The sequence below is a fragment of the Methanosarcina baltica genome (assembly GCF_055394095.1).
This window is the reverse complement of the sequence record NZ_AP042463.1, coordinates 1974282-1997029: the sequence shown is the minus strand read 5'-3', so window position 1 is coordinate 1997029 and position 22748 is coordinate 1974282. Positions and strand designations below refer to the sequence as shown.

The window sequence follows — 22748 nt, the reverse complement described above, 5'->3', positions numbered from 1 at the left end:
CTGCACTCGAACCAATTATCAGAATAAGCAAAAAAGCTGATAAAATAATTCCTTTATTGTTTCTTTTCCACATAACAATCACTTTTCCAATTTACTCAGTAAAAAATAGATTATTTCAGCATAGATCAATAGTAAGTTATTGGTTCTGTTATATGTAATTAAACTCAGGTTTCAAAACAGGAAAATAAATTCCTGAAGCCTCAGTGGTGATTTCAGGTCCTGTTCCATGTGCAACCTCCTCATTCAACCAGCAGTAGAAGGCTTCCTGGATTTCTGCCGTTGTGATTGATCCCTGCATTCCGCATTTTTAGGCACATAAACGTCTCTAGACATTGAATTAGGTGCTTAATCGTAGGCGCATCAGATAAGGCTTCGAATTCCAAAACCGTAATCATCTGAAAGAACAAATTTGTGGAAAAACAGATATGCGCCTAAAAATACGGAAGTTAGGTAACAAATCGAGATAAGTTATAAAATGAAATTAGAAAAATAATTTGAAATTGGGCGGAGAAATACAGAATAAAAAAGTTAAACGTAACTATTCAGCCTACTGATAAAAAAAGCATAGTTTCAGCTAATGTTGCAACTATCGGATAATAGCGGCGCTCCATTGAGCGCCGCTCGAATAGCATCCATGACATTCAAGCTATTCTTTCTAATAGTGGATATGTATCCCCGAATTCTGCAGAAAGCTACCGCTCCTTCGATGCTTCGGAAAGTTCCCGAAATCTTCTGTTGTAGCTTCATCATTCTGATGTCTCGCTCTGCTTGATTATTATCAAATGGAACTCTCAGGTCATTGAGGAATTTCAGAATCCTATCCTTGTATTTTATGAACCTATCAAGGAGATTCTTTGCTTTTGTTTGTGCTGGTCTTCCTCTTTTTTTAACCTGTTTTGAGAGGTCAGGAGGTGGATTTTCTTCAATTCCCTCTTTAATTATTTTATCGTATATTTCCTCGAATGCCCTGACTTTTATTGGATCTATTGGAATTTCCATTTCTCTGCATTCGTCGGTATATTTTTTTACTTCACTCAGAAGTTCATTTACTTTTTTAGCCCATTGCTGCTCAAAATTCTCTTCAACTCCAGTGAGGTCCCTCTTAAGATGAGCATTGCAGAGAGCATGTTCACATCCATATTTGTTGTATGATGCCCAACCATCATGAACTACTACCCCCTTGTATTCTGGAAGAAAACCCAAAGCATTCATTGCCTCTGATCCTCTTTTTGGATGTACAAAATAGTATGTCCACAGACTGTTTGAAACAACATGGAGCCACCATTTTGTCCCTAAAACCCTCATTCCTGTTTCATCACAATGTACAGAATAGGCTACCCGTAGATGTTCGAAAACAGCTTTTTCGAAAGGTTCCAATTTCTGGAATAATTCCTTTTCAGCTCTTTTTATGGTAGCAGGGCTGATACGTATTCCATAAAAGTCCTCTGACAAATCACAAATCCGTTTATAAGGAATCAATTGAAAGTTCCTTAAATATACAAGAGAGGATAAAAGGCGAGGTCCATATTGAATAGGGAATTTTATAGAGTCTGGAAAAGTACCTTTGTTTATTTTCCCACAGTGAGGGCATTTCTTGGACTCAGCACGATGTTCGGTAAATATGATGTTCACAGGAGGAATATCAGCTTCTTGCCTGCGTTCACAGTCCCGAACTTCAGTATCTTCAAGATCATGACCACAATTTTCACAGCAGTGAGGGGAATGAAATATTATATGGTCAGGATCCCCAACCATTTCGAAAGTACTTCCAGAATGACCTTTTTGACCACCAGGTTTTTTCCCACTTCTTGTGCGGCTACTCTTAGGTTTAGGTTTTTCATTCACAAAAACGTCAGTAGAAGGAGGTTTACTGCTGTTTTGGCTGTTTTGATTTAGACGAGCCTCTAAAACCCTTACACGTTCCTCAAGTTCAGCAATTTGAGAAGCCTGTTTCTCTATGATAGTCTCAAGTCTCTGAATTACAGCAACGACTGCTTCAGGGCCTTCTTCATAGATTTCAAGAATCTCTTCACGTGTAAGCATGATACTGAAGAGATAGAGTTATTTTATATGCAATTTTTCCTCGAAACGAGGAAAAATTGCCTTTGTTCAAAGTATGGCTGAATAGTTACAGTTAAACATCAAAAAAAAGAAAAAATAATATCAAAGCAGAAAACCTGAAGTCAACGCCTGAATCGATCCTCAAGATTTGAAGAGAATACAAAAAAAGAAAATCGGAAAAGTGAGCTAAGCTCACTCATCCTTTTCGTTTGCAATTGTTACAAGCTCATTTACGCAGGCCACGGCCATGGGCGTTCCGCCTCTGGTCCCGACACATGAAATCGAAGGAACCGGGATTTTGAGGTTCCTGACCAGCTCCTTTGATTCGGCCGCGTTTACGAAACCGACCGGCATCCCGATGATAAGGGCCGGTCTGATTCCTTTTTCGATCAGTTTGCAGACCATGATGAGAGCGGAGGGGGCGTTTCCGATTGCAATGATACTCCCTTCAAGCCTGTCCCGGGCCGCCAGGTAACCGGCAGAAGTCCGGGTGATATTGAATTTGTTGGCCAGTTCGGAGTCCGGGTCTTCGTCAAGCACGCAGATGACCTCAGAATTATGGCCTCTCTTTGTGACCCCGGCTTTGACCATGTTGATATCCACAAAGATGGGAGCCCCTTTTCTTATGGCCTCGACGCCTGCGGGGATAGGGTCATGGGAAAAGCGTATGATATCGGCCACAGAAACGTCACCCGTGGCAACCACACAGCGCTGGCGGAAGCGGTCTTCGGGCGTATTGTTCCCGATTAGCTCCTGGATCATGGTCCGGCTCTTCATGTAAATGGCCTTGGCCTCATCGGTCCTGGCCCCGGAGTCCTTGCAGATGCTTATGAGTTCGGGGTCCACGTCTACCGTAAGCTCCGTAAGCTCTTCCAGGTTTTCGGCGTCCTTTTCTTCAGCCTTCTTTTCAGTAGTCATATTTGCGCTGATACCCCCTTGGAGTGATTATGATGTCTTTTTTGGAAGAGTTCCAGATGCGAGTCTCGGCGTTGCCTACAAGAATGACGGTACTCATGTCCACCCAGTCCTCATGTTCCATGACTTCCCCGAGGGTGGTCACGATCTGGGCCTCACCCTTGCCCCGAAGAGCGTTCTTTACAAGGCCCACAGGCACGGAATCGGCCTTGTACTTCCTTATAATTTCTATGGCCCTGGCAAAGTTGGACTTGCGCTGCCGGCTTTTGGGGTTGTAGAGAGCAATTACGAAATCAGCATCTGCGGCCAGGTTCAGGCGCTTTTCAATAACGTCCCATGGGGTCAGAAGATCGCTTAAGCTGATCACTGAAAAGTCCGTGACAACGGGGGCTCCGAGCATACTTGCCGCGGCGAGGATTGCCGTTACTCCGGGCAGGACCTCGATGTTCACATCAAGGTTCTCGTGTTCCGCAACCTCGATGACGATTCCGGCCATGCCATAGACGTTGGTGTCTCCACCGCTAACCATGACCACGTTTGCGTCCTTTGCAAGTTCCACGGCTTTTCTTGCCCTGTCCACTTCCTTGCCCATGGAACTCCGGATAATTTCCTGAGTGCCCAGAAGCTCTGCTATCTGGTCAAGGTAGGTGCTGTTTCCAAGCACGTAATCAGCGTTAAGGACCACGTCCCTCGCCTTGATTGTCATCTGCTCAACAGAGCCCGGGCCAATGCCTACGACGTAAAGTCTTCCACCGGACGTTTTATTTTGCGATTGCGATTGTGACTCTTCCATATACTCTCTTCCTGAAGATCAGTTTTTTTTCTTTTGAGAGGGCCAGGGCGGCGGGCTCCGAAACCCCTTTCAGGCCGAAGCGGCTCGCCTGGGATTTCGAAGGCGGGTCGTAGCTGTTCAGGACTTCATCCGGCACAAACTCGATCGGCAGACCGAGCTCTTTGCCCGCTTCCAGCAGCCCTGCTTCATTTTCCTTGAGTTTTGCAGAGGCAAGGGAGGTGACAGTTCCCGGGCTTTCCCCACATTCTTCGAGGGCCTGCCTGATAGCCTCTATCACCTCTTCCTTACTCACGCCCCTGCGAGTTCCGATTCCGATTATCATCCGTTATCGTCATCCGATTAAGTATCGATTAAGTATCGATTAAGTATCGATTAAGTATCGATTAAGTATCGATTAAGTATCGATTAAGTATCGATTAAGTACCGATTAAGTATCGATTAAGTATCGATTAAGTATCGATTAAGTATCAAGAAAATATCGATTAAGTATCAAGAAAATATCGATTAAGTATCAGGCCCCTGCTTCTTTTTCACAAGCACGGACACGTCCTCTTCCACTACCACGATTTTCGGGCCCTTTACTTCCAGCACCTCGACCTCCTGGTCAAGCAGGGCACAGTTTACGGCCACCGTGGACTCTTTGTTAAATATATTACAACCAAGCCGGGAGGCAATACCCTCAACAGACGGCTTTCCATGTACCTCGGTCGCGGTGGTGAGCACGGGAACGGCCCCGAGTTCTGCAATTTTTCTTGCGGCCTCGTTGGCTCCGTGGTGGCCTCCGAGAAGGGGAATTGCGAAGTTCAGGTTCGAGTCCACGACAACAACGGCCGGGTCCGACCATTTGTCTTTGACAAGAGGAGCTATGTCCCGGACAACTATACCTGTTGCAAAGACCGCGACTATCACCCTGTACTCTTCAAAAGCCTGCTTGAAAATCCCTTTTTCATAAAGGAGGAGGTCGCCCTCCAGAAGCTCTACTATCCGGGAGGCAACTTCCCTGTTTCTCTCAAAGGTAATCACAGCGGTTTCTGAGGGACTCCGTATAGGTGTGACCTCCTGTAGTTTTTGGGGTCAACAACTCCCCCGATGATGATCATGGCCGTGCGCTTGATTCCTGCAGCCTTTACCTTTTCCGCAATGTCCTCGACTGTTCCGATAACGACCTTTTCGTCTTCCCAGGAAGCCTTGTAGACGACTGCGACAGGAGTGTCCTTCGGGCAGCGGACCTTGTCCATGATTTCCTGGATCTTCTGGGTGCCAAGGAAGATGGCCATGGTCGTGTTGTATTTCGAAAGTTCGGAGATGAGGTCTTCATCTTCCTCAAGGGTGTTGCCCGCGGGCCGGGTGATGATGAGGGTTTCCGAGACCCCTTTGAGGGTAAGCTGGGTGTTGAGGGCGGCAGAGGCCGCAAAGACCGAGGACACGCCCGGGACCCTTTCAGCCTCTATCCCGTATTTCTTCAGCTCTTCCATCTGCTCGACAATGGAGCCGTAAAGGGAGGGGTCTCCGGTGTGCAGGCGCACGACGAATTTTCCTGCGTCTACCGCATTTACGAGCAGTTCGTTGGTCTCGTCGAGGGTTAGCCCGTAACTGTCAATGGTTTCCCCGTTTGTGTAGTTCAGAAGCTCGGGGTTTACAAGGGAGCCTGTATAGACCACAAGGTCCGCCTTTTCGAGCAGCTCGCGCCCGAGTACGGTAATCAGTTTGGGGTTTCCGGGGCCTGCACCCACGAAATAAACTTTCCTGCCCGATAGGGCTCCCTTTTCAATTTCTGGCTCTGGCATATTTTACCCTCATTTTTTAGCGTATATGATACTGAAATAGTTCCCTTCTTCCGGGATCTTTTCCTTTTCCTTGATGATTACTTCCTTTTCCGAGAAAAGCCATTCCGAAAATATGAATTCTTTGTACCCTTCAGCTTCCAGTTTCTCCATGATTTTCCTAGGATGCCTGGCTTTAAGGTGGATCTTATGCTCGATTTCCGATCCATCGGTCACCTCAAAAGAGGTATCTACCGAGACATCGGTCCTTGCAGCAAAGGAGGTTATGGAACTGATTCCCGGAACGGTTGCAAATTCGACATCGGGATAGAATTTTCTCATGACTCTTTTCAGGTGGGAAAAGGTAGAGAAAAAGTTAGGGTCTCCGATCAACCCAAAGGCAACGTCCCCTTTTTTTGACTCTTCTACCAGTTTATCTGCGTTTTCTTTCCAGAGGGTGTTTAAAGCATCGAGGTCTCTTGTCATTGGAAAATCAAGGATCTCAGCTTCAGCATAAGGGGCCACAAGCTCCTTTGCAAGCCGGCCGGGGACGTACACTTTAGCACTGTTTTTTAAAATCTTTACAGCTTTCAGGGTCAGAAGTTCAGGGTCTCCGGGCCCAAGTCCTACTCCGATTAACATATTATCTCTCCGTTGTGTCTCAGCAAATCCCCGCAGGAATTGCTCGACATATGTTTTTTACGAAAGTATGCATTAGATGGATATTCTTCAGGTATAAGCAGCATAACATTCGACAATGTACTGATTTGTAGAGGGAACTTCTCAAGTTGAGAAAATGTCTCAAGTTTAAGAAGCCGTTTAATATCTATTATAGAAATAACCTGGTTTATCGAAATAACCCGGTTAGCTGTTAGCTGCGACGATACTACATTAAATGTGATGAATTTCAGCAACCTTTAACAAAATTTAAAGGACACTTCTGAAATTAATATAAGTAATATTTTCCAGCAAGAACCGACCCGGAAATTAAGGTTTTCCTACGATAATGTAGACCGGGTTTTCAGGTTTGAACATGGTCTCGCCTGTAATAGGGGCGCTTCTTGAGACCTGAAGGTGGACAACTTCATCGAAGATGCCGAGCCTTTTCATCACTTCTATCGTCCTGACCACGGTTTCGATCCGGACGGCATTTACGACAATGCTCCTTGCTTTCTTTTCCACAAGCCTCTCAAGCACAATCCCTATGTTCTTTGTCCCGCCTACAAAAGCGCAGTCAACGGCATCAATATACATATTGGAATTCAGAAGGTCAGAGGCCTCACCACTGAGTACCTTACTGTTCCTGATGCCATAATTTTTAAAATTCGCTTCCGTGGCATCAATGGCTTCCTTCCTGGCATCAATCGCATAAATAGACAGGTAATGGGCAATCCGGGATGCTGCGATGGACACGGACCCGGTCCCACAACCTATATCCACAAAATGGTCCCCGTCTTTGAGGTCAAGTTTGGAAAGAGACACAGCTATGATTTCAGGCTTTGTCGGACCGCCGCTGACACCTATAATTTCCGGATTATCGTTGAGAGTTGCTTTTTCGGACATAAATTCCTCACGACAAATAATCAAATGAGTTTAATAAAGCTAAACATAGCCTGTGACAGGCTAAACATCATAGATAATTATATTTATTATAATTATACATTAGGGATGAATTGAATATAAAATGCATCGTTAAATCCTTAAATATTAATGTACATAGTGGACTGAGTGGAATTAAATACATGTAACTTGTGCTAGATATAACTTATTCTCAAAAAGCGCATTATCAAGGGGGCCTCCTTTCTGAAGAACGGGCTCTTTGAAACAAGTAAAATAGAGTCAAACCCCTGGAAAAACTCCTGGAAAAACTCCTGGAAAAGTCCCTCCGAAAAGCAGCTCTCCAAAAAGCTGTCCTCTGCAAACATTACGATGGCCCTGTTTTAAAGGAAGGGTACAGAAAAATTGCGGAGAATTGAGGAAAAAATAGTAGAGAAGAGAAAAGAGAAAAAGAAAAAGGCCAGGGAAGGGAAAGAATATGTCCAGATACCGGATACCGGCATATATAAAAACAATATGTCAATAACCCCTCCCTGCCTCCTCACGGAGTCATGTTAAACCGTAGGTTTAACAGGAGTTTCTAATCTTCGATTAGAAACATCGAGGAAGGGGCTTGCTTGTAAAAGCGAGTTCCTGATTGACCAGATCACTGACTGGGAGTTTAATATAGTCAGTAGCCGATAGGAAAGAATATTATAGTTACTCTGGAATGCCGTCTCAGTTCCAGGCTCTAAGGGTGTAAGTTAAACAGTTCTGAGAGGTAGGAACAGTGCTTGCATCATACAAAACCTTTCCATATCAGATCGAGAGGAAGACGAATTCCGAACTTGACTCCACAAGTTCAGATACGCATAATCCTATTAAATTGGGAGTAATTACAAATGTTTGTATATGTACTGAACAAGAATGGAAACCCTTATGCCAACAAGTCCTGCGAAAGCCAGGATTTTGTTAAAAACTAACAGGGCAAAAGTGATGAAAACCACTCCGTTCACAATCAAATTACTTTACGATAGTAAAGAATATACTCAATCAATTATTGCAGGAATGGATACGGGATCAAAACATGTCGGTTGTGCTGCAGTTTCCAATAATCAGGTAGTATACCAGTCTGAAATCGAGATCAGAGATGACATCTCTAAAAAGATGAAAGCTCGATCCAGTTATAGACGTACCCGCCGAGGCCGAAAAACCAGGTATCGACCAGTAAGATTCAACAACCGTCATAACTCCAAGAAATCTGGTAGAATAGCTCCGTCAATTCGCAGCAAGGTCGAATCTCATCTGAGAGAAGAACACTTCGTTGAGTCCATCTTACCGATAACAAAATGGGCAGTTGAACTTGCATCATTCGATATTCACATAATAACCAATCCTGGTATATCTAGAACTGGATATCAAAATGGTCCTATGAAGAACTTTTATAATGTAAAAGCATACGTCCTGAGTAGAGACGGATATACGTGTCAGCATTGTAAAGGCAAATCAAAAGACCGTAAACTGGATTGTCATCATATTATATTCAGATCAAATCATGGTACAGATACTCCCGATAATCTTATCACATTGTGTCGCACCTGCCACGACGAATTACATGCAGGTAAATTTGAAATCAATGGATCTCTCTCCAAAACAAAACATGCAACTGAAATTGGGATTATTAAATCTCAACTTAAACTTTACTTTCAAAGATGCATGTTTTTCCGTTATCAAGCGGCTTTGTTTGTGTGGGCCTAAGGAATGAATAATCCTACTGATGACGTTTTTATTGGGGTGGCAGGTAATTACCCAGGTTCAAGAAAGAAAATAATGATGCTTGCTTTGTACTCATCTCTTCCAGAATAATATTACACTTGTTTGATTCTTTATCCTGGATAACTGCCAGCCTAATTTCGGACAAATTTTCAATTAGTCTTCTCATAGAAAGACCATATCTCTTTGTCTCCCAGGCTAAATATCTGTAGAAAAGTAAGCCAATTATAGACAGAAATACGTGAACTTTGATATTTTCATCTTTGTGGTGGTACACCGGTCCCACAGGGACAAGCAGGTGATCATTCAATAGCTTAAAATCATCCTCTATAGCGCCTTTATTGTTGTATGTTTGCACAATTTTTTTAGTGTGCCAACGGTGCTTATCTGTAAATAGTATATTTTTTCCTAATGAATTTTCGCGCTTATTTTTATTCTCTTCGTCAATCCAGAACTTTAACTGAGGTTTTTTCTTACCTTCAGGAGCATCAGTAATTTCATATTTCACCATACTTCTGTATTTTTTGATAATAATGTCTGCAACCTCTTTTTCTACACTGCTCCTGTTTCTTGCTTTTCCTCTGTTGCTTTCCAGTCTCCTCTGTAGGTCTTCCAGATTCTCAGTTATTTTTGACATATTTGACTCACAAGTTCTTTTTTGAAGTTTGTGAGTTCCTTCATTGAAAGTAATTACTGTTGTAAATTCTGTCCCGTAAAACTGATGCTTTGTCCGATAGCCATAAATTTTGTGGCCTTCTGAGCTTTCATATAAAAATTGATATTTAGATAATGGCACTTCAAGAAGATCATCTGCCTGATTTGCTTTTACAGCCCCTACAAAATTCATCTTTGAAGTTGCTTTTTCAATGTTGTCCTTTGAATTGTTTCCCTTATCAAAAACAAGAACAAGGTCTTCCGAACAAATATTCAATTCGGTTAGACGGTTTACTATTTTGTCAACCAGACCTGAAAATTCCTCTGAATCATGCACATTTCCTGGATATGTCTCGTGAATAAAAGGTAAGTTGTAATCATTAGCAGCCAGCGCTACAGATACCTGATTTTTGTCTTTACGATGCTTTTTGTTATACCCTTTATGAAGCAATTCACTTTTTTCATCATAATTGGTAGCATAAGTGAACCAGTTTGATTCATCCACAAACAGTACTGAAGGGGTTAGTCCTTTTTCGATGAGAACTCGGCACAAATCGTCTTCAATATTTTTCATTGTGTCGGAATCAATGTAATTCATATGATTCAAAAAATTCTGACAATTTAATTTATGAGGGAATTTCCACTTAAAAGATAAGGCCGATTTTTTGAACCATTCCCCAATACCGTTTTCACTTAAAACTCCATGAGATTTCCCCACTATATCAAGTAAAAGATACTCTCCGACACTTAAACCATCGATTGATTTTTTCATAGTGTGCTTGTTCACTATGTCAACGAATCCAAGCTCTTCATTCACATGAAGAAGTGCGGCAAGTTTGCCGTACTCAAAAGATTTCAGTTTCATGTAGGGCAATGATTCACTCTGTTTTTTCATTTCAAATATTTTTTCGGCATTGCCTAAATATATCTGAAATATAGTTTTCACTTTTCCATCAATTCTGCCAGTTTTAATAATATACCAGTATTTTTTACCGTTGATTATTTTCTGTTTTAAAAAAACCATGATATAAATTTAGGTTCTACGTATATAAAGATATTTCTTCAAAAAACAGATACAATAGGCTTTTTAAATGTAATTTAGAACTTAGGCCTTACAAATATTTTTTTTAACGGATCTTCCTTGCCACTGATTTTTGTGGCAAATCAAGGCAAAAATAGCTCTTCTTTGAAAGCTGAGTTAAAAAATCATCCTGGAAATTCGACGAAACATTTGGTTACGAGTCGAAATTCAAACGAGAACAAATACTAAAACTGCCGAAAACTCACTATAACGATGCAATTGCGATATGCTGCACTGATAATCAACATGTTCAACTGGATGATACGGTATATTTCAAAAGACACGTTAGTGAGGGAGATTACCAGCAAACCAAAGGCAAACGATCCGAAAAGTCAATACCAACTGGTAAAATATTCGGAATTAGAAAATTCGACAAGATACGAACTAAAAAAGGAGAAGGATTCGTAAGGGGTCGAATGTCCAAAGGATACGGAGTATTGTGTGACATCAACTGGAACACGACGATTACAAGTGTCACCATTAAAAAGAACTGTGTCCGACTAACTGCAAGATCGACAACACTTATTCAAATAATTAAAATTTAAACCAATTTGTCGCATTCATCTCCCACCTGCCCGCCTACGGCGGTCGTGTTAAACCGCAGGTTTAACAGGAGTTTCTAATCTTCGATTAGAAACATCGAGGAAGGAGTCTTCTGCGACACGAGATAAAACGATTTCAAAAAATTGCAATACATTTCCAAAAATTTGAAAGAAAGACATTTTAACTATAAACACATATACATGTCCAGATTATGGTTATAAAGCTTAAATTAACCACCTCTGCTAAAACCTTCGCCTAATTGCTCAGGTTTTTGAGGAAGAGATCTTCTGCTGATGGAAAATAAAAGGGCAGGTCAGCCTGTCCGAAAAAAAAGGAATTTTTACACAGAAACGGGAAAACCCTCGTTTTATAATAAATTAATTTTTTTAACCTGATACACCTGATGCAGTTTTTTCAATTGAATATAAACCCCTCAACGTGGAAGTCTGTACGCTCAATGCAGGCCCAATGTTGTAAAAAAAGAGAGGAGGAAACTTGATGAAGATATACGAATCATATGATGATCTACCCAAGTTAAAACTGCCCTATGGAAATGATATTTTTATAAGTGACAGTACTATCCGTGACGGTTCCCAGATGCCCGGGATAGTCCTCACCAGAGAACACAAAGTTCAGATCTACGAGTTCCTGCATGAGATAGGGATTGAAAAACTGGAAGCCTTTGTTTTCAACAAACGGGACAGAGACGCCGTAAAACTCATGTTTGATAGGGGTTATGAGTGCCCCGAAATCACGGGCTGGGCAAGGGCCTTAAGAGGAGATATCGATAAAATCCTTGAAGTAGAAGGGCTTGAAGAGGTCGGGATTTTGATGTCGGTATCGGATTCACACATCTTTTCAAAGATGAGGCTTTCCGGCAGGGAAGAAGCCGAAGAGAAGTATCTGGACGCTCTTCAGTACGCTGTGGACCACGGGCTCCGGACAAGGGCCCACCTGGAAGACATGACAAGGGCTGATAACTATAATTTCGTCTTCCCGCTTATCGAAAAGATCATGGAGATCGATCCTAACTGTATCATCAGGGTCTGCGATACCGTGGGCTACGGGATGCCTTTTATGGGAATTGACGAACCTTATGGAATCCCGAAACTGGTGGAGCACCTCAAGAAGAAGATAGGGGTCAAAAACATCGAGACCCACGTCCATGATGACTACGGGATGGGGTCAGCCAGTACCATTGCAGGCTACTGGCACGGGGCCAACTGGAGCAGTGTGACCTTCCTCGGAATCGGGGAAAGGGCTGGAAACACCGAACTGGAGAAAATCCTCCTCTTCCTTAAGGACAGAGTGGAAGGCTTTGATAAGTACAACCTCGAACCCATAACCCGCTTCTCAAAGTTCATGGAAAAAGAGATAGGCATCAGAATCCCCAGAAACAAGGCCGTTATAGGCAAAAACATCTTTGCCCACGAATCCGGAATTCATGCTGCAGGCGTCCTGAAAAACCCCTTCAATTACGAGCCCTACCCCCCGGAACTGGTAGGCGGAAAGAGGCTCCTTCTTATCGGAGACTCCTCAGGCATGGAAGTAATCCGGCACAAGATCCAGGAGACCCTGCAAGAGATGCTCGATGTCGAAACCATAATCGAGAAAGACGACCCCCGTCTGAAAGAAATCCAGCAGGATATCCAGAGGCTCTACGACAACGAAGAGCGCGTTTCGTGTATCTCAGACGAAGAACTCATGGCCTACGTTGAAAAGTACTTCATTCATCAGCCCATCTGCAAGGTCGGCCACCCCGACGCAGATTTCTCCATAGGAGAAAATGTTTCGGAACCAGAAGAATAAAAATAAAAATATCGGAAAAGGAGATTAAGGAGTGAAGCCCTTCTGAGGCCTGCTCTAAAATTCCCTCCCCTTCTATTATACAAACTGTTTTACAAGGTCTGTTTTTCAGGGTCTGTTTTACAAGGTCTGTTTTTCAGGGTCTTTTACAGACTCTTGATCCGGAATATTCCTTATTTAAGGATTTCAGCCGTGTACTTTGCGATTTCTCCGGCCATTTCACTGAGTTTGGTGCTTCCTCCGAGGTCGTAGGTGAGGTACTTGCCTTCGGAGATTACACGCTCTGTGGCCTTGAAGATGGCTTCTGAGTTCTCTTTTTCACCCAGGTAGTCAAGCATCCAGGCCCCGGCAAGGACGGTTGCAACAGGGTTGACCTTGTCCAGACCTGCGTATTTGGGGGCAGACCCGTGGGCAGGCTCGAACATAGCAAAATTGTCACCGATATTTGCGGAGTATATCATTCCGATGCTGCCTACAAGAGCTGCACATTCCTCGCTGATAACGTCCATGAAGAGGTTGGTGGATAGGAGGACCTTTTTGTCAAAGAGCTGAGGGTTCTTGATAATCTGCATTGCGATGTTGTCGATGTGGTAGGGCCAGATCTCAATCTCAGGGAATTCCTGCCCGACCTTTTCGACCTCTTCGAGGAAGGTGCCACAGGTCTGCCTGAGGATGTTGCTTTTGTGGATGGGAACAACGGTATCGAAACCTCTCCTTTTTGCTTCCTCGAAGGCGTAACGTGCAATCTTGTTTGAGGATGTGCGGGTAATCTTCCGGATTGCAATGTAAACGTCATCGGTGAGTTTGATTTCCTCTCCTATGTAGAGGCCTTCCGTTCCTTCCCTGACACAGATCGTATCCACATCTCCGAGAGGGGAGCTTGTACCGGGGAAGGTCTTTATGGGCCTGACGTTTGCGTAAAGGTCGTATTTCTGCCTGATGGATACGGCCACACTCCTGGGAGAGCCAACTTTACCGGGAGTTGTGGTAGGACCTTTGAAGCTGGCGTCGGAATTATCAAGAATATCCCAGGTCTCGTCAGGGATGAGGGAGTTTCCTCCGTTTTCTTCCCACCAGCCTGCTCCGGCCTCGCACATCACGAACTCTACGTCCGTGTCTGCGGCTTCCACGACATTCAACATTGCGTCCACGAGTTCGGGGCCTACCCCGTCGCCTTTAATTACTGCTGCGGTTTTACTCATATAATCACCATTTTAATTTAAGATCAGCATCATGTTTTCAATATAAGATCAATTTTACGAGTATAATTTAAAACCAACATCACGTTTTCGATTTAAGGTCAATTTCACGAGTTTAATATAATATATTTAATATAAAACTTGACCATGATATCCGCAAAATTACGGAAGAAACGGGTAAACCTGAAGGGAACCATTTTCAAAAAATCTGAACAGTATTATTCGAATATTTTTCTGGTTCCGACACTCAGGCTATGTATTCCTATTTATAGGTAATAATATTACCTACGAAATCTTTTTGAAAAAGTGTAACAGAAAAAAGTGCGAGAAGGTGTAAAAATGCCCGCAAAAATCCCGATTACCGATAACCACATGCACATAGACCCGAGAGCCAGGGGGCTTGAAGCTGTAAAGGACTTTCAGAGAGCCGGGGGGACTCACATCATCCTGGTCTCAAAACCCAGCTGGACCCTGGGAATCGCCGTTAAAAAACCCGAGGACTTCCTGCCCGTCTTTGACGAAACCGTTGAGCTTGCGGCAAAGATCCGGGAACTGGGAGTTGGGGCATTTCCCGTGATCGGGGTCCACCCGGCCGAAATCACGAAGCTTACGGAATACATGGAGCTTTCTCAGGCCGCAGGGGTTATGAAAGGGGGCCTCGAACTTGCCGCAGGCTATGTGGAAAAGGGCCTTGCGGTGGGGATTAAGTCCGGAAGGCCCCACTATCCGGTGTCGGATGAGATATGGGAGGCCTCAAACGGGGTTATGGAACATGCCTTCGGGCTTGGACGGGAGCAGGACTGCGCGGTACAGCTCCATACCGAAAACGTGGAAGAGCCGGAACTCCGGGATATCGCGGAAAGGGCAAGGAAAACCGGAATCAAAATGTATAAAGTGGTCAAACACTATTCCCCGCCCCTGGTAAAAGTCTCGGAGGAACTCGGGATATTTCCGGGCGTTATTGCAAGCAAGGGAGCTATTGAAAAGGCCATTGAGGAAGGCACCCGCTTTATGATGGAAACAGACTACATCGATGACCCGAACCGCCCCGGAGCGGTGCTTGGCCCAAAGACTATCCCCAGAAGGACGATGAAACTTGTTGAAGAATACGGAGAAGAACCTTTCTGGACCATCCACAAGGAAAACCCCGAAAAAGTGTATGAAATCGAGATTGAGTTGTAACAATATTGGAAAAAAATAACAATTTTAAGGAAATGAGTAAAAAAAGGTAAGAAAAAGAAAGGAGAAGGACAAAAAGGGAAACGATGAGAGGTAAAACTCTTATAGTGTCATTTCCCATTCTCCACTCAGACACACGGTTCAACCGATTTATCAGGCCTTAAACGCTATCAGAGACTATTTATTTTTCTTCCCTGGACCTCTTGGCGCTTATTTTCTTTTGATTTTCACAATATCTCCAAGTGTTGTATCCTTTTTGAAACGCGTGACTTCCTGCTCTGAGTCAGATGTCTTTTCCGTCAACTTGATCTCAAGGATGCGCTCAATCTTTTTACGCACGGAATCTTCGGGTACGATATCAGTTCTCTCAATCTTTCTTATAAGGGACGCTTTTTCTTTTATATGTTCAGCCAGGTCTTCCTGAGACCAGCCCCTGGCTTCCCGGGCATCCCGGATAAGCTGTTCGTAGTTATCGACAAGTTCATCCTGTAAAATATCAAAAAAGTTCTTCTGGGGCCTTTTAGCAGGCCTCTGTACTGCCCGGGCCACGGGAGAGATTTTCCTTGAAATTGGAATTCGCTTGTCAACTGGCTTGCCGTATTGTGCACACCTCGGACATACCTGGAGTTCACTATTGTCAATTGTAACAGTTGTAGGCGTTCCGGGGATCTCTGCACCACATATTTCGCACTGCATTTTGATCACTTCGAAAACGCTATATACGGTACGAACTTAAATATTATTCGGAGCTCCATGACTGAAAGTACCCAGAGTAAGGATGGAAACGTGCGCAGCCGCATAATAAAATCCGGGCCGGTGTACGATCGGATTGATACGGCGGGGATGGAGGAGGACACATCTGACCTCCAGGACCGAATGCGGCAGCTTGAAAGCAGGAACAATTTTCTGGAAGAGCAATGCAGCCAGATCGAATCCGAGAAGCGCTATCTGGAAAATCAGAAAATCAAATATGAAAGGGAGATTCGAAAGTTACAGTCAGAACTAGACCGAATGAAAACTTCGCCACTTATAATCGGCACGGTTATCGACGTTATAAAAAACGACAAGATAATCGTCCGAAGCAGTAACGGCCCTCAGTTTCTGGTCAATGTCTCGCAGTACATCGAAGAGAAAAAACATTCTCCCGGGGCAAAAGTTGCCCTGAACCAGCACACCCTTGCTATCGCAGAGGTACTTCCTTCAACGGAAGAGCCTATAGTTGCGGCAATGGAGGTGCTTGAAAGTACAGACATCGATTACGAACAGATAGGAGGACTTGAAGAGCAGATTCAGGAACTAAAAGAAGCTGTGGAACTTCCATTAAAAGAACCGGAACGCTTTTCACGTGTGGGGATCGAGCCTCCGAAAGGCGTGCTTCTCTACGGTTTACCCGGAACTGGAAAGACCCTGCTTGCAAAAGCGGTGGCCCACCGGACAAATGCAACTTTCATAAGGGTTGTAGGTTCGGAACTTGTCCAGAAATACATAGGGGACGGTTCAAAACTGGTCAGAGAAATCTTTGAAATGGCCAGGAAAAAAGCACCCAGCATTATTTTTATCGATGAACTCGACTCAATTGCAGCCAGACGGTTAAACGAGACCACGGGCGCGGACAGGGAAGTCCAGAGGACCCTTATGCAACTCTTGGCTGAGATGGACGGCTTTGATAAAAGAGAAAACGTCCGGATTATCGCAGCTACCAACCGTTCGGATGTCCTTGACCCTGCGATCCTGCGGCCGGGCAGGTTTGACCGCCTGGTCTATGTGCCGATGCCCGACCAGGAGGCAAGGGAAAAGATCCTGAAAATCCATTCCAGAAAGATGAACCTTGCCAGAGGCATCGACTTCAAAAAGCTTGCAAAAATGACCGAAAACATGAATGGTGCGGACCTGAAGGCAATTGTCACGGAAGCCGGGATGTTTGCGGTTCGGAAAGATAAAGAGACGGTGGAGATGGAAGACTTCCTTGAAGCCACCGACAAAGTTTCAATGGCTGCGAAGACCCAGAGACTGAAACAGACGACTCTGCCGGAAGCAATGTTCGTGTAAACCGAAAGAAAACCTAAAAACTTTTTACATACTCGAAGGGACGGCCCCTTCCGGGGCTTATTGCTTACGCAGAAGGGGGCCCTCCCACCCCCAAAAACAAACAAACAGACTATTTTTATAATTTACCTACCCGAGAGGGGGGCCCCTGCCTTCATCAAAAACAACCAAACTATTTTTACAATTACCGCATATAGAAAAGTGTGAAGCTGGATTTTCACATCAAACCTGAAATCCGCGTCCTTGGCGTGGACGATTCCTTCCTGATCGGGGAAGAGATAATGATAGTCGGGACTGTTTTCCGGGGAGGGGACTGGATGGACGGGGTGCTACGGTCGGAAATCACCCGGGATGGAAAGGATGCCACCGAAGTTATCTGCAAGATGGTAAAAAGGAGCAAACACTACGGACAGCTTAGAGTCATTATGCTCGATGGGGTCACATACGGGGGCTTCAACGTGGTGGACATCTCAAAGCTCAATAAAGAGACCGGCTTGCCGGTAATCGTGATTATGCGCTCATATCCGAACTTTGAAAAGATCGAGGCGGCCCTCGGACATTTTACAGACGGAGAGGAGAGGCTGAAGGTAATAGAAAAAGCTGGCAGGATAGAGGAAGTGATTACTAAAAAAACCGAAAATCCGATATATATACAGAAAGCCGGGATAGGATCCGATAGTGCAAAAAAAATAGTCAGGCTAACCGCAACAAGGAGCAATATCCCCGAGCCCCTCCGCGTAGCTCACATGATAGCAACGGGCATTATTTTAGGAGAATCCAGGGGTAAAGCGTAAAAAATCAGACATCCCTGTAAAGAGGAAATTGGGGTAGAAGAAGGGAGGAACCAAAGTTTAGGAGAAGGAAAAAGGGGCCTCCCGTTTATCCTCATCAAAAAGGAAAAGTTAAAAATAGAATGAGCGGCCTCTAAATTTAAAAAAATAAACAATGTTTGAAAAAAACGATAAAAAAAAAGAGTTCATAAGGAAAAGAGTGCCTGAGGACCTACCAGAATTGCCTCATCTACCCTTTGCCTGCTCAAAAAAGAATTAATTCCCCGGAAACCCGAACACCAGGGGATAACTGTTCATCAAAATGGAACCATCAGAAGGAAAACTATTAAACATGATACAGTATAATCTGATGATTAAATAGTTCTTTAACACTATTCAGTATCAAATTTATCATCTTGCTAGACTGGAGGAAAACAGTATGAAATCCATAGTAGAAGAAGCCCTTGCTCGCTCTGCCCAGGAGGGACGCGGAAGGAAAGAAGGGTTTTTAACCCCCGATTATTCCGACCAAAACGATGATATCAATGCTGAACTGGAAGAAATCCTGAAAAGCTTGCAGACAACGATCAAGGTAGTGGGTTGCGGAGGTGGGGGTTCAAACAGCATTCAGCGCATGGTGGGAGAAGGAATAGAAGGTGCGGAACTTGTGGCCCTGAACACCGATGCCCAGCATCTCCTCCATGTCCACGCCAACAAGAAAATCCTTATCGGAAAAAAGAAAACAAGAGGACTTGGGGCAGGCAGCCTTCCCCAGATCGGCGAGGACGCCGCCATCGAGAGCATGGATGAGCTCAACAAAATCGTTGAAGGCTCGGACATGGTCTTTATCACCGCAGGTCTTGGAGGAGGGACAGGAACCGGTTCAGCTCCTGTTGTTGCCGAAGCTGCCAGGGATGCCGGGGCCCTTACGATTGCGGTCGTCACCCTTCCTTTCGGAGTGGAAGGACAGATCCGTCGGACCAACGCCGAAGCCGGGCTTGAACGCCTCCGGGATGTCGCAGACACTGTCATTGTGGTCCCAAACGACAAACTGATAGAGGTAGTTCCTAATCTCCCACTACAGGCCGCTTTCAAGGTTGCGGATGAGGTCCTGATGAGGGCTGTCAAAGGTATAACCGAGCTTATCACAAAGCCCGGACTGGTCAACCTCGACTTTGCAGATATAAGGACCGTTATGCAAAACGGTGGCGTCGCAATGATCGGGCTTGGAGAAGCTGATGGAGACAACAAAGCTTCGGAATCCGTGCAGAAAGCCCTTAGAAGCCCGCTCCTTGATGTGGACATTTCAGGTGCGACTTCAGCCCTTGTAAACGTGGTAGGCGGACCTGATATGACAATATCGGAAGCCGAATGCGTGGTTCAGGAAGTTTACGACCGGATCGACAGCAACGCCCGCCTGATCTGGGGAGCCCAGATCGACCCTGATCTCGAACAGACCGTGCGTACAATGATTGTGGTAACAGGTGTTACATCCACACAGATCTACGGACACGGCAACGACAAAAATGTCACACTCAAATACGGAATCGATTTCGTGGATTAAACCGGATAAAAATAACAGAAGGACAAAAATAACGATTGGATAAAGTCCCTGATCGAGAAAAATACTGTTTTCCTCTCCTTAAGGGAGAAATGAGGGATTAAAGTCCAATCGAAAACTATTTTTATGGTAAATGCCGTATGGTGCCGATACAATTCGGCATCAAAACATTCAAAGGACGCCGCAAAAGAAGCTCTGAAAAGAAGCTCCTGAAAAGAACTCTTGCAAGGCATCAGAGAGTTTCACTTCTCAGAACTCCTGATCTATTAGAGTATTTAGCCCTTAAAATAGCCAGATACGCCAGACTTGCTGATATCTTAAAATAGCAGGAAATAATAATAGGTTATCAGCTTTCCTAATCGGTAATTAGCTTTCCTTAAGTAATAAACTCCCACCCAGGGAAAAAAGACCAGGGAGTCTGTATCCATAACAGAAGATGAGGAAATGGGAATAGCAGAGAAGGGAGCAAATTAAGAGAATAATCCAATTCAAAAAATATAATTAATTTATAAAAAATAAATCAAATAAAACCTGGATGTGAATCATTTGGCAGAATCTATGTTTAATACCAAAATAACCAAAGAAAGTATTGGCCAGGTGATAAGAGCACACCTGAGAGTCCTGAAATTAACAAAGAAACCGTCCAGGGAAGAGTTCTTGACTATTGCCAAAGTTGCGGGCGCCGGAATCCTGGCGGTAGGGGCCATAGGCTTTATCATTTATGTACTGCTTACGATGTTGCCCCAGTGGGTGGCCCAATGAGTGAAGATTCCAAGATATTCATAATCAAAACTACCGCAAACCAGGAAAAATCGGTATCTGAAGCCCTTGCACGGGTTTCGAAAAAGGAGATGCTTGACATCAGGGCGATTCTTTCCCCTGAAGAATTGAAAGGGTATGTCCTTGTCGAGGCCCCGGAGGCAGGAATTGTGGATATGGCAATTCAGGCCATCCCACATGCAAGGACCATTATAAAAGGGAGCTCCGATATTGCCGAAATCGAACACTTCCTGAAACCAAAACCGGTAGTTACCGGCATAAAGGAAGGAGACATAATAGAGGTAATCACAGGCCCCTTCAAGGGTGAAAGGGCCCGGGTCAAGCGGGTTGACGAAGGGCGTGAGGAGATTACGGTTGAACTCTTCGATGCGGTCGTACCGATACCTATAACACTACGTGGTGATACTGTAAGGGTGCTCAAGAAAGAGAGAAACGATTGAGCCCCGGCTTACTCGATGTGCCCGAAAAACTATAGGAATAATTACGGACCGGGAGCACAGAGGAATGTGAAAACCCCATTGCTTTAGCAGGGGGATGAATCAAGCCCTGGCCTCTTTGTAAATAAATATCAAACATTAGCTTAATATATTATATTAATATAAGTTCTGTTCTCTTTTTGCAGTAGCACAAATTGAGAATTTGTGGAATTTCCGGTGTAACTGGAAAAGAAGCAAGCAAAAGAGAAGAACAGTTAAAAACTGCGTTACCTGCTACGGAAATTCGTTTCCAAAGCAGAGTGGAGAAATCCAAACGAGGAACGGAATGCCTGAAAATTGACGGTATTCCTTCCACGACTAAAGTCACGGGCATCCTGCCTGAGGAATCGTGAGCTGGCAATGATATTATATTGCTGGCGTTACAGTAGCACACTCAATTAATACTAATAAAAGCGGTGAGACTCATATGACAAGTGTTGTTGAAGCACTGGTCCAGGGAGGAAAAGCAAACCCTGGACCCCCTCTAGGCCCAGCACTGGGACCCCTCGGGATTAACATAAAAGAAGTAGTTGAGAAAATCAACGAAAAGACACGAGATTATAACGGGATGCAGGTTCCTGTAAAGATAATCGTCGCTGATGACAAGAGTGTGGAAATTGAAGTGGGAACTCCCCCGACTTCCGCGCTGGTCATGCAGGAAGCAGGCATTCGAAAAGGGTCTGGCACTTCCGGCTCCGAGGTTGTGGGTAACCTGAGCATCCAGCAGGTAGCAAAGATTGCCCGCATGAAAAAGGAAAGCGTCCTTTCTTACGATCTCAAGGCTACAATGAAAGAGGTAATGGGCACCTGTGTACCCATGGGCGTGACCATCGAAAATATGGCTCCAAAGGAGTGCCAGAAAGCACTCAGTGAAGGCAGTTTCGAAGACGCGCTTGCAAATGAAGAGTGGTAAGCCTTTTTTGCTCTTCATTTTTTAGAGAGCACGCTCGGCCCTACACCAATAGTTTTAAATGGAATACTACAGAATAGCTCAGAAACCTTTGACGGCATATTGCCAGACATTATACTCAAATGCGTGATGTTGAGGCCATACTGCTGAATGAGCTAAAAAAACTATCCGGTAAAGTCGGAGCTGTGGCTTTCAACCAACCGTAGTAAGCTGAAACAGCTGCTTGAACGAGAATGTTCAACACTACGGGGAGGAATACAATGGTGGAAAAATCTATACTGGAAGCTGTCAAGAAAGTAATTGAGGAGTCGCCTGCGCGCAAATTCTCTGAAAGCGTGGATATGGCGATTAACTTAAAGAACCTTGACATGAACCAACCAAAGAACAGAGTCGATGAAGAAGTGATTCTTCCAAGAGGACTTGGAAAGACACTGAAAATCGGCGTATTTGCAAAAGGTGACGTTGGGCTTAAGGCAAGGGATGCCGGTGCTGCATACGTTATTTCTGAAGAAGAATTAGAGGAACTGACTGAGGATAAAGCAAAAGCCAGAACCCTTGCAAATGAATGTGACATTTTTATTGCAGAAACTCAGTTCATGCCGATTATCGGTAAGAAGCTCGGTATTGTCCTCGGACCCAGAGGTAAAATGCCGATTCCGCTTCTTCCAAACAAGGACATAAACGAGCTGATTCAGAGCAAGCAGAGCGCAATCAAGCTCAGGTCAAAGGACAAGCTGACCTTCCATGTCTCCGTAGGCAGAAGAGACATGGACCCTGAAGCTCTGGCCGAGAATGTTGAGACTATTGTGACCAGGGTAGAACGCGCCCTCGAGAAGGGTAGGCAAAACCTGAAGTCCATATATGTCACTACAACCATGGGCAAATCCGAGAGGGTGGTGTAA

23 protein-coding genes are annotated in these 22748 nt (G+C 44.4%); 11 read left to right on the top strand and 12 right to left on the bottom strand.

Annotated elements, in window-relative coordinates:
- Positions 1-148: 148 nt before the first annotated feature.
- The 9 genes from ACZ5QV_RS08640 to cbiT form a co-directional block, all read right to left on the bottom strand.
- Positions 149-298: a hypothetical protein gene (locus tag ACZ5QV_RS08640; RefSeq protein WP_464599440.1), complete on the bottom strand. Its 150-nt coding sequence runs from the start codon at positions 296-298 to the stop codon at positions 149-151.
- Between the two features lie 272 nt (positions 299-570).
- On the bottom strand, positions 571-2043 hold the full coding sequence (tnpC, locus tag ACZ5QV_RS08635) for an IS66 family transposase (protein ID WP_464599339.1): 1473 nt from the start codon (positions 2041-2043) through the stop codon (positions 571-573).
- Positions 2044-2253: 210 nt separating this feature from the next.
- Positions 2254-2979: a precorrin-8X methylmutase gene (locus tag ACZ5QV_RS08630; protein ID WP_464599439.1), complete on the bottom strand. Its 726-nt coding sequence runs from the start codon at positions 2977-2979 to the stop codon at positions 2254-2256.
- Complete coding sequence (gene cobJ, locus ACZ5QV_RS08625; protein ID WP_464599438.1) at positions 2969-3769, bottom strand: precorrin-3B C(17)-methyltransferase; 801 nt, start codon at positions 3767-3769, stop codon at positions 2969-2971. The genes ACZ5QV_RS08630 and cobJ overlap by 11 nt, the downstream gene beginning before the upstream one ends.
- A complete protein-coding gene (locus ACZ5QV_RS08620) occupies positions 3738-4091 on the bottom strand; it encodes a cobalamin biosynthesis protein (protein WP_464599437.1) in 354 nt (117 codons plus the stop codon). Before ACZ5QV_RS08620 ends, cobJ begins: the two co-directional genes overlap by 32 nt.
- A 182-nt stretch (positions 4092-4273) precedes the next feature.
- Positions 4274-4792, bottom strand: coding sequence for a cobalamin biosynthesis protein CbiG (locus tag ACZ5QV_RS08615; protein ID WP_464599436.1), 519 nt, complete (start codon positions 4790-4792; stop codon positions 4274-4276).
- The gene (gene cobM, locus ACZ5QV_RS08610) at positions 4789-5556 is read right to left on the bottom strand and encodes a precorrin-4 C(11)-methyltransferase (RefSeq protein ID WP_464599435.1); all 768 of its coding nucleotides are present in this window, start codon (positions 5554-5556) and stop codon (positions 4789-4791) included. Before cobM ends, ACZ5QV_RS08615 begins: the two co-directional genes overlap by 4 nt.
- Positions 5557-5565: 9 nt before the next feature.
- Positions 5566-6174 (bottom strand): cobalt-factor II C(20)-methyltransferase, encoded by a 609-nt coding sequence (locus ACZ5QV_RS08605; protein ID WP_464599434.1) that lies wholly within the window; start codon positions 6172-6174, stop codon positions 5566-5568.
- A 345-nt stretch (positions 6175-6519) separates the two neighbouring features.
- Complete coding sequence (gene cbiT, locus ACZ5QV_RS08600; RefSeq protein WP_464602072.1) at positions 6520-7113, bottom strand: precorrin-6Y C5,15-methyltransferase (decarboxylating) subunit CbiT; 594 nt, start codon at positions 7111-7113, stop codon at positions 6520-6522.
- Positions 7114-7494: 381 nt separating this feature from the next.
- Between cbiT and ACZ5QV_RS08595 the strand changes: the two genes are divergently transcribed.
- Both ACZ5QV_RS08595 and iscB read left to right on the top strand, forming a co-directional pair.
- The gene (locus tag ACZ5QV_RS08595; protein WP_464599433.1) at positions 7495-7647 is read left to right on the top strand and encodes a hypothetical protein; all 153 of its coding nucleotides are present in this window, start codon (positions 7495-7497) and stop codon (positions 7645-7647) included.
- Positions 7648-8007: 360 nt separating this feature from the next.
- Positions 8008-8826: an RNA-guided endonuclease IscB gene (iscB, locus tag ACZ5QV_RS08590; protein ID WP_464599432.1), complete on the top strand. Its 819-nt coding sequence runs from the start codon at positions 8008-8010 to the stop codon at positions 8824-8826.
- A 28-nt stretch (positions 8827-8854) separates the two neighbouring features.
- Here iscB and ACZ5QV_RS08585 read toward each other — a convergent pair whose 3' ends face one another.
- On the bottom strand, positions 8855-10519 hold the full coding sequence (locus tag ACZ5QV_RS08585; RefSeq protein WP_464599431.1) for an IS1634 family transposase: 1665 nt from the start codon (positions 10517-10519) through the stop codon (positions 8855-8857).
- Between the two features lie 1098 nt (positions 10520-11617).
- Between ACZ5QV_RS08585 and ACZ5QV_RS08580 the strand changes: the two genes are divergently transcribed.
- A complete protein-coding gene (locus ACZ5QV_RS08580) occupies positions 11618-12928 on the top strand; it encodes a homocitrate synthase/isopropylmalate synthase family protein (protein ID WP_464599430.1) in 1311 nt (436 codons plus the stop codon).
- Between the two features lie 170 nt (positions 12929-13098).
- Here ACZ5QV_RS08580 and ACZ5QV_RS08575 read toward each other — a convergent pair whose 3' ends face one another.
- A complete protein-coding gene (locus tag ACZ5QV_RS08575; RefSeq protein WP_464599429.1) occupies positions 13099-14127 on the bottom strand; it encodes an isocitrate/isopropylmalate dehydrogenase family protein in 1029 nt (342 codons plus the stop codon).
- Between the two features lie 336 nt (positions 14128-14463).
- On the opposite strand from ACZ5QV_RS08575, the gene ACZ5QV_RS08570 reads away from it, so the two are divergent.
- Positions 14464-15306, top strand: coding sequence for a TatD family hydrolase (locus tag ACZ5QV_RS08570; RefSeq protein ID WP_464599428.1), 843 nt, complete (start codon positions 14464-14466; stop codon positions 15304-15306).
- Between the two features lie 207 nt (positions 15307-15513).
- On the opposite strand, the gene ACZ5QV_RS08565 is transcribed toward ACZ5QV_RS08570, so the two are convergent.
- Positions 15514-15999 (bottom strand): multiprotein bridging factor aMBF1, encoded by a 486-nt coding sequence (locus ACZ5QV_RS08565; protein ID WP_464599427.1) that lies wholly within the window; start codon positions 15997-15999, stop codon positions 15514-15516.
- Between the two features lie 57 nt (positions 16000-16056).
- Here ACZ5QV_RS08565 and ACZ5QV_RS08560 point away from each other — a divergent pair, with 57 nt between their 5' ends.
- The 7 genes from ACZ5QV_RS08560 (at position 16057) to ACZ5QV_RS08530 (ending at position 22748) form a co-directional block, all read left to right on the top strand.
- Positions 16057-17352, top strand: coding sequence for a proteasome-activating nucleotidase (locus ACZ5QV_RS08560; protein ID WP_464599426.1), 1296 nt, complete (start codon positions 16057-16059; stop codon positions 17350-17352).
- A gap of 200 nt (positions 17353-17552) precedes the next feature.
- Entirely contained in the window at positions 17553-18143 is a 591-nt protein-coding gene (locus tag ACZ5QV_RS08555; RefSeq protein ID WP_464599425.1) for an endonuclease dU, read from the top strand.
- A 415-nt stretch (positions 18144-18558) separates the two neighbouring features.
- A complete protein-coding gene (gene ftsZ / locus ACZ5QV_RS08550) occupies positions 18559-19683 on the top strand; it encodes a cell division protein FtsZ (RefSeq protein ID WP_464599424.1) in 1125 nt (374 codons plus the stop codon).
- 555 nt (positions 19684-20238) lie between these two features.
- Positions 20239-20442, top strand: coding sequence for a protein translocase SEC61 complex subunit gamma (locus ACZ5QV_RS08545; protein ID WP_464599423.1), 204 nt, complete (start codon positions 20239-20241; stop codon positions 20440-20442).
- Entirely contained in the window at positions 20439-20900 is a 462-nt protein-coding gene (locus ACZ5QV_RS08540; protein WP_464599422.1) for a transcription elongation factor Spt5, read from the top strand. The genes ACZ5QV_RS08545 and ACZ5QV_RS08540 overlap by 4 nt, the downstream gene beginning before the upstream one ends.
- 463 nt (positions 20901-21363) lie before the next feature.
- A complete protein-coding gene (locus tag ACZ5QV_RS08535; protein ID WP_464599421.1) occupies positions 21364-21849 on the top strand; it encodes a 50S ribosomal protein L11 in 486 nt (161 codons plus the stop codon).
- A gap of 257 nt (positions 21850-22106) precedes the next feature.
- Complete coding sequence (locus ACZ5QV_RS08530) at positions 22107-22748, top strand: 50S ribosomal protein L1 (RefSeq protein WP_464599420.1); 642 nt, start codon at positions 22107-22109, stop codon at positions 22746-22748.